At 55.3% G+C, this 7252-nt stretch carries 9 protein-coding genes; 7 read left to right on the plus strand and 2 right to left on the minus strand.

The window, feature by feature from the left end:
* The first annotated feature begins 1147 nt into the window (after positions 1-1147).
* The 7 genes from BZL43_RS19660 to BZL43_RS19685 all read left to right on the plus strand — a co-directional run bounded on the left by BZL43_RS19660 (position 1148) and on the right by BZL43_RS19685 (position 4196).
* A complete protein-coding gene (locus BZL43_RS19660; RefSeq protein WP_007902143.1) occupies positions 1148-1468 on the plus strand; it encodes a YbjQ family protein in 321 nt (106 codons plus the stop codon).
* A gap of 144 nt (positions 1469-1612) precedes the next feature.
* Entirely contained in the window at positions 1613-1807 is a 195-nt protein-coding gene (locus tag BZL43_RS28620; protein WP_095633832.1) for a hypothetical protein, read from the plus strand.
* A gap of 337 nt (positions 1808-2144) precedes the next feature.
* Positions 2145-2510: a glycine zipper domain-containing protein gene (locus tag BZL43_RS19670; RefSeq protein ID WP_095633833.1), complete on the plus strand. Its 366-nt coding sequence runs from the start codon at positions 2145-2147 to the stop codon at positions 2508-2510.
* A gap of 188 nt (positions 2511-2698) precedes the next feature.
* Positions 2699-3124: a glycine zipper domain-containing protein gene (locus BZL43_RS19675; RefSeq protein ID WP_095633834.1), complete on the plus strand. Its 426-nt coding sequence runs from the start codon at positions 2699-2701 to the stop codon at positions 3122-3124.
* 125 nt (positions 3125-3249) lie between these two features.
* Positions 3250-3420 (plus strand): hypothetical protein, encoded by a 171-nt coding sequence (locus BZL43_RS28320; RefSeq protein WP_168185114.1) that lies wholly within the window; start codon positions 3250-3252, stop codon positions 3418-3420.
* Positions 3421-3529: 109 nt separating this feature from the next.
* Entirely contained in the window at positions 3530-3748 is a 219-nt protein-coding gene (locus BZL43_RS19680; RefSeq protein WP_095633835.1) for a hypothetical protein, read from the plus strand.
* A gap of 100 nt (positions 3749-3848) precedes the next feature.
* On the plus strand, positions 3849-4196 hold the full coding sequence (locus tag BZL43_RS19685) for a hypothetical protein (protein ID WP_095633836.1): 348 nt from the start codon (positions 3849-3851) through the stop codon (positions 4194-4196).
* 38 nt (positions 4197-4234) lie between these two features.
* On the opposite strand, the gene BZL43_RS28625 is transcribed toward BZL43_RS19685, so the two are convergent.
* Positions 4235-4630 (minus strand): hypothetical protein, encoded by a 396-nt coding sequence (locus BZL43_RS28625; RefSeq protein ID WP_095633837.1) that lies wholly within the window; start codon positions 4628-4630, stop codon positions 4235-4237.
* Positions 4627-7252 (minus strand): RHS repeat-associated core domain-containing protein (locus BZL43_RS19695; RefSeq protein WP_177409344.1); only part of this gene is annotated, 2626 nt, incomplete at its 5' end. The genes BZL43_RS19695 and BZL43_RS28625, both read right to left, overlap by 4 nt.

Below are 7252 nucleotides of genomic sequence, written 5' to 3' on the forward strand. Positions count from 1 at the left end.
TTTTTTGTGCAAAGGCGAGCGGGGGTGCAAATGATGGTTCCGCCCAGGCCCACTGCGGGGGGGGCGGGCTGTTTTGCAATTGCACGGAGTGAAAGGATTTGCAAAAAAGTGCAGCGGCTTTGCACAGCGGAATGGGGCCGGCGCAATTTGACCAGCGAAGTGAGGGGCCCGGTTTACAGGGGGACGGTTGCGAAAACCAGCTGCAGACGAGGTTTTCGTTTTCGGAACGGTTCACACCAGGTGCGAATTATTGACCGCCCAACCCAATAGCAAAACAGCTGTGAGGGCCGCTTCGCGAGGCTTTCCGGCGTTTTGCGGTATTGCACGACATCACCACGGCTTGGCTGACATTCAGAACAATTTCAGACGCTGTAAAAAAACGCCAAAACTGTTGGCCCCTGGATATTTTTCAGACGTGGGATGGGAAAAGGGTAATTTTAGTAAGCGAGGGATCAGAACGGGCTGGAACCCTTATAGATCTTGGCTTTCACCCATTACCTCAGAGGGTAATTTAAGGTAAGCGGAAGGGTAATATTTTGTTCAAGCCCTTATTTTACTGGGTTTGATAGCAGATGGGCATTACTGGTACTGAGAGTAATTTTATAACCGTTTACTTACCTTATTATTACCTCTATAAAAACATATCAACTATCTGATTTTATTGGATTTTATCTGCGTTCTGATAACACATTACCAAAATTACCTTTTTCCCATGGCTCAACATAAAACACCGAAAATGCCTGTCGCGGCCGTATTCTGCAACCTGGTGCGTTTAACCTCTGGGACCACGCTGGGACAGATCCTGCGCATGCTGCCAGGCTGCAACCCTTGTAAAACCTGAGGGTAAGGTTCCGAAAGTCGCTCACGGGTAGTTTCGAATCTCTCCTTCACCGCCAAATTCGATGTACACAAAACCCCTGATTTCGAGAGAAGTCAGGGGTTTTGTGGTTTCTGGTGTCTGGATTATTCAATCATGGCTGTCACTGGCTGCCGCTTTTTCAAGCTCCCCTAAGCCCCATTTCAGGTGCGTTCAGCCCCCCTGTTAAACTGGCAACCCGCTCGACGGGAATCGATCTCTATACTCAATTCTCGCGCCGTTTCCCATCGTTTCACCCAATCGACGGCAGCTCTGAACAAGGACATTTTCATGATCACCACCACAACCCACACCATCGAAGGCCGGCAAATCACTGCTTATCTGGACATCGTCAGCGCTGAGTCGGTGCAGGGGGTCAACGTGATCCGAGATCTGTTCGCAGGCATGCGGGATTTTTTCGGTGGGCGTTCACAAACGTTGGAACGAGCATTGAAGGATGCGCGGATTCAGGCAACCGACGAGATCAAGGAGCGGGCGCGGGCGCTTCAGGCGGATGCGGTGGTAGGGCTCGACTATGAGATCAGCATGCCGGCCGGTAAAGGTGGGATGGTAGTGGTGTTTGTGACCGGGACAGCAGTGAAGCTAAGGTAGGAGGCTGCACCGGCCATTCGTCGATCATGCAACAATCTGAATCACAAGTCTTGGAATGACCAGCTAGTCTCAAAATCCTGGGTGGTCGATATTTTTCAGGCAAAAAGGGCTTGCCGGTATCGACCCGTTGAGAGGAGCGAAGATATGACTGAGCCGTATATCGAAGACGACGGGGCGGAGTTTCCAATCAATAATTGTGTGCAGTGTGGTCAGACGGACTATGTGCCGAGCTTCGGTGAAGACCGTATCAAAATCAACAAAATCAAATCTACGGTGCCTCGAACTCGGGGACCTAAATCGAAATTCATGCCCAAGCTGCGTGCGTCTTCCAGGAAGTAAACAGTGACCGTACAGAGCCCCGCCATCGAGCGGGGTTTCTTGTTTTTGAAGGGTGAAAAGCGGCTTGGCGATAATGTGGGGAAACGTCCTGCAACATTGCGATTTTTTTCACAATCTTTTCACACCTTCCTACGTAGTCTCAGCTCATCCGTTAGAAAGCAGTACCCTGGCCCGTCTCCCCAGCGGGCTTTTTTTTGCCTGTCATAAAACCTTTCCCATAAATGCTGTCCAACCGTCGCCAATGACGAGGTTGTTCCGTGTTTGTGTCCGGACTTTGCCTCCTCTGAAGCATTCAATCTCCGGCCTTCCGGTTTCCCCCTTTCTTGAGGTTCTCGTTATGCGTTTGACACTGCCTGCTCTGGTTCTGGGCCTTCTGTTTGCTCAAGGTGCGATGGCTGCCGGTGATGGCACTGCTGCGCTCGGTGGTGGTCTGGGTGGCGCGCTGGGTAATGTGGTCGGTCAGAAAATGGGCGGCAGCACAGGTGCAGCGATTGGTGCCGGCGTGGCGGGTGCAGCTGGTAGTGCGGTTGCAGCACGCAAAGGCAGCCGCACCAAAGCGGCCATCGGCGGCGGTGTTGGCGCGGCGGGCGGTTCGTTGATCGGCAACAGTTTGGGTGGCAAGACTGGCTCCACCATCGGCGCCGGTCTGGGCGGTGCATTGGGCGGTGGCGTGGGCAGCAATCTGTCCAAAAAAGGCCACTGATCCTGAGATGATCCCGCTGAAGACGCCCGGCTCAATGCCGGGCTTTTTCGTTTTGGAACGTTTCTACAGGATGTGGCTCAAAGCTCTTACAGTCGGTATCTGATTCGCTGTTAAACAGACGCAGAAGCCAGACTGATGCCTATCCGCGGCACGATCTTCCCCCGATGCGGAAATTAGAGGTTCCTATCATGCGTTTGACATTATCCACGGTGGTTTTTGGACTTTTGATTGCTCAGGGTGCAATGGCTGCCAGCGACGGCACCGCTGCAGTGGGCGGTGGTCTTGGCGGCGCGTTGGGTAACGTGGTCGGCGGTCAACTAGGCGGCAGCACCGGAGCAGCGGTTGGCGCGGGCGTCGGCGGTGCGGCGGGCAGCGCGGTCGGTGCGCGCAAGGGCAGTCGAACAGAAGCGGCTGTTGGCGGCGGTATCGGCGCGGCGGGCGGTTCGGTCATCGGCAATAGTCTGGGCGGCTCCACCGGTTCGACCATTGGCGCTGGCGTGGGCGGTGCAGCCGGTGGCGCGGTGGGCAGCAACCTGGGTAACGACAACGACAGTTCGCATTCTGGCGGTGGAAAACACAAGCACAAACATAAAAATAAGTACAAGCATCACTAACTCGATATCGAGTGACAAGAAACCCGGCCCCCGCGCCGGGTTTTTCGCGTCTGTCACCAGGACTCTGGAACGTTTGCCCGCCGGACGCCTCGAACTAATACCCCCTGAACGTTGTGAGGCAGGTCATGACTCCGGAAACTGAAAGTATGGAAGATGAAGGTCCGATCAATGATCCTGGCAACGAAGATCCGGGGTCGCTGATGGACGACGCCACGGTGCCGCTCAACGATGCCGATGACGCAGGCGATGTGGGCAATTGCGAGTACGACGAATACGACGAGGAAGATGACGAGTAATCGTGCTTTACGGCCAGACCGACCGATCGTCCCTCTGATCGAACCGCGCCTGTCGCGTTGTCCTCGAAATGTCAGGATCTGCTTTTCAGGTCCAATTGAGAGGTGCGTTATGAACGCTGATCCAAAAGACTCCGATATCGACGACGATACCCCTGAATACCCGCTGCCTTCACCCACCGATTCCCTGAGTCGCGACCAGCGCCCGCCCGACGATGACGACACCGGCGTGGAGCAAGTGCCCACCGATGATGTGAAGCGCGGTGATGTGGAAGCCCATCCCGATGATCCAGACATTGCCGGCGACGATCTATCGGGAGAGCCGAGTTGAAACCTGCGCAGCGATCCATCACCGCTTGTCGATTGCGCGGCACCTTTAAAAAGCGACTGCGGCCAGACTTCAGGTAAAGCACTCTTTAAGGAGGTGCGTCATGATCAGGTCAAAACTGACGACGCTGACGGTGGTTGGCTTATTGTCGATCAGTTCATTGGCGGCGTTTGCTCAGTCTTCTGGCCGCGATGCGCCGGTCGACAAGGGCGGAATGCCGCCTTATTCGGAAATGAATGCGGGCGCCTCGGATGGGAAGGTGCCGCCACCGGACACCATTGGTGGTGGGAATGGTGGTGATGCCAGCGGGAGTAGCACCAGCCCGGGGAAGGGAAGTGGGTCGATGAGCGATGGCAGTTCGATGGGGAGTGGTTCTGGAAGTGGGTCTGGAGAATCAGGTGGTTTTGAAAGTAGTCGAACGGATAGGGCAGATAGTGATACTGGAGGTTAGAAATCCTTAAGCCCGGACATGAGCCGGGCTTTTGATGATTAGAGCTTTTCTGATTCAATCCAGCACTTATAGAAAGAGCTCTGTTCGCTTGGATCATTTGTTAGGTCGTTATCATCATAATCAAAAATATAAACTACATCGGTGAGCGACGACGCCTTACCCAATGTCAATTCATATGCTTTCAACCCAAGAGACATTTGTGATGACATGCTGGAAGGGTGTACGTTGATTTTTGATCCCTTGCAGAGGAATTGTATGTTGGGATTGTCCTCTCTGACACGTGCGAAGCACCTATAAAAGTCACTGCCAGAATATGTTTTTCTAAAGCCATTTTTCATTGTGAAAGTTATGGTTATATCTTTGTTGTCGCATATAAGATTGGCGATTTCTCTTGTATTACCAATGCTGATGGTTATTTCGACCTTGGATCTCATTTGTTTATTATCCTGTACGGATTTGGTATTGAATAACCGAACTCTCTGCCATCGTCAATAATTAGGGTGGCACCCAGTACGTCGGTATTATCTATTCGATTAGCTATGGCAATCTCTTTTTCTGACCCGAAAAGATAGGCTTTTCCTAGCTCTTTCTGTAAATCATATCCATCTATTTTTTTAAGAGTATAGAGGTAACCTACTTTTGTGTGATAGGCGGTTGCGAAAAGTTTGCCCACGTCTCGTGATGGCGATGTGCTGATAAAATTGCTGGGTGGGTGTTCACTATCTATAGAGTGGAGCAATAGATCATTGCTTTTTCCTTTGCTTTTAAAACCGTTTTGAAATACATCATTGGGCTCTCGTTCATCCCCGCGGTATAAGTAATCCTCTTCTCTTTTAGGTGAAGGAGTTGTTGCCTCCCCCTCATCAACCCCCACCTTACCCGCCGGATCTTCATCCCCAAACGACGGCTTCTTACACCCATCCCCTCCAGGACAATCACTCAATCCCAACGGATCAACCCAACCCGTGGGATTGCGCGTGTACTGATACCCGTTTAACCCACCCGCCAACTTGCTCGGGTCCGGCGTCAGGTACCGTCCAATGTCTGGATTGTAGTAGCGGTGCCGGTTGTAATGCAGGCCGGTTTCGGCGTCGAAATACTGGCCTTGAAAGCGCAGCGGCTGATCGAGGACCTGGTGGGTGTCGCGATTGAGGCGGGTGAGGCGGCCATAGGCGGTGTATCGGGCGGCCCAGATGATGTCGCCGCTGTAGTCGGTGAGTTCTTGCGGCGTGCCGAGGTGGTCGAGCTGGTAGTAGAACGGGCAGGCCTGGCGCGGGCCTTGGCCGTCGAGCATGGCCAGTGGGCGGAAACTGCCCGGTTCGTAGATATAGCTGCGATGGTGATCCTGGCTGTGTTCGACGACGAGGTGATCGCCCTGCCAGAAGAACTCGGTGGTTTTGCCGTCGACGGTTTTGCTGATGCGGCGGCCGAAAGCGTCGTAGCGATAACTCACACGACGACTGTCCGGCAACGTGACACCGATCAACCGGTGCTGGCCGTCGTAGCGGTACTCGGTGACGAGTTTCTGCCCGGTGCCGCGGCGTTCGCGGATCAGATTGCCGAAAGCGTCGTAATCGAAGTGGCAATCGCCCTGCATCAACAGGCGGTTGCCTTTGATGGTGGCCGGGCCGGGCCGGTCTTGCACCAGCAGGTTGCCGGCCGGGTCGTGGGCGAAGCTTTCCGGTGGCTGGTCGCGAGAGTGGCGCACGCGGGTCAGGCGGTTGAGCGCGTCGTACTGGTAGCTGCGCTGGCCATGGCGGGTGTCGGCGATGTGGTCGAGATTGCCGTTGGCGCTGTAGGCATAATCGCGACGGTAGAGCGCTTGTTTCTGTTGGCTGACGGCATGCGCTTTCAATCGGCCCTGATCGTCGTATGAGTATTCGCTGGTGAGCTGACCTTGTTGGCGTTGCAACTCGCGGCCGAATGCAAACTGGTGGGTGGTGAGTCGGGCGCCGTTGAGGCCGATACCCGTCAGGGCGCCACCCTTGGCGTGGTGATAATCGAGTTTGCTGTTGTCCGGCAGGCGCAGGTGGTTAAGTCGGCCGCAGGCGTCGTAGCGATAACGCAAGGTGCCCCAGCCCTGGTGCTCGGTGATCAGCCGATCTTGCTGGTCGTATTCGAATTCCAGCGGATGGTCGTGGCCGTCGTCGACACTGACCAATCGGCCGAGGCTGTCGTAGCGGTATTTAACCTGGATACCGTCGGGCAGCGTCTTGACCAGCAACCGTCCGACCGAGTCCCGCTCATAAGCCGTGATCAGCCGTGAGCCGTCATCGCCAAACTCGGTTTTCTCCAGCAGGTTGCCATTGAAATCGTAGCTGTAGGCGGTGCGGCGGCCATCGAAGCCGGTTTCCTGTCGGATCAATCCGCCGGGCGTGTAGTCCAGCCGATAGTGTTCGCCGGCTTCGTTTTCGATGTCCGTGAGCAGCAGCTGGGCATTGTCGTAGCGGTATTGGAGCTGGGTGCCGTCGGGGTTAATGCGGCGGCTGACCCGGTGCAGGTCATCGGCGTATTCGTAGCGGGTGACGCGGCCCAGTTCATCGCGCTCGGCGGTGATCTTGCCGTAGGCGTTGTAGCTGAAACCGCGGCTGGCGCCGGTCGGCAGCGTCGCCTGAACCAGTCGGCCGACGGCGTCCCATTGGTAGCGGGTGAGCGCACCGTGTTCGTCCTGACGGGTAATCCTTCGGCCCAGTGCATCGTAGGAAAAGCGCCGCTGGCTACCGTCCGGCAGCGTTTCCTCGAGCAACTGCCCCAAACCATTCCAGGCAAACACATGCCGACTGGTGTCCGGGTAGCGGATCGACAGCAGCTGACCTTTGTCGTCGTAGTGATAGTGGGTGATATTCCCGTCAGGAGCGGTCGCTTCGATGACATCGCCCTGCGCATTGCGCTGGTATTTCCACACCGCTTGACCGCGATACCGCGCATGCAGGAAACCGTTGCGGTACTCGTAGGCCGTCGGTTCGTCTTGCGGTGGAATCAGCGCCACCAGCCGTCCGACTTCGTCGTAGCGGTATTCGGTGACGGCGCCGAGCGGATCCTGTTCGGCCACCAAG

The sequence above is a fragment of the Pseudomonas sp. PICF141 genome (genome assembly GCF_002286815.1).
In the GTDB taxonomy this organism is placed as follows: Bacteria; Pseudomonadota; Gammaproteobacteria; order Pseudomonadales; family Pseudomonadaceae; genus Aquipseudomonas.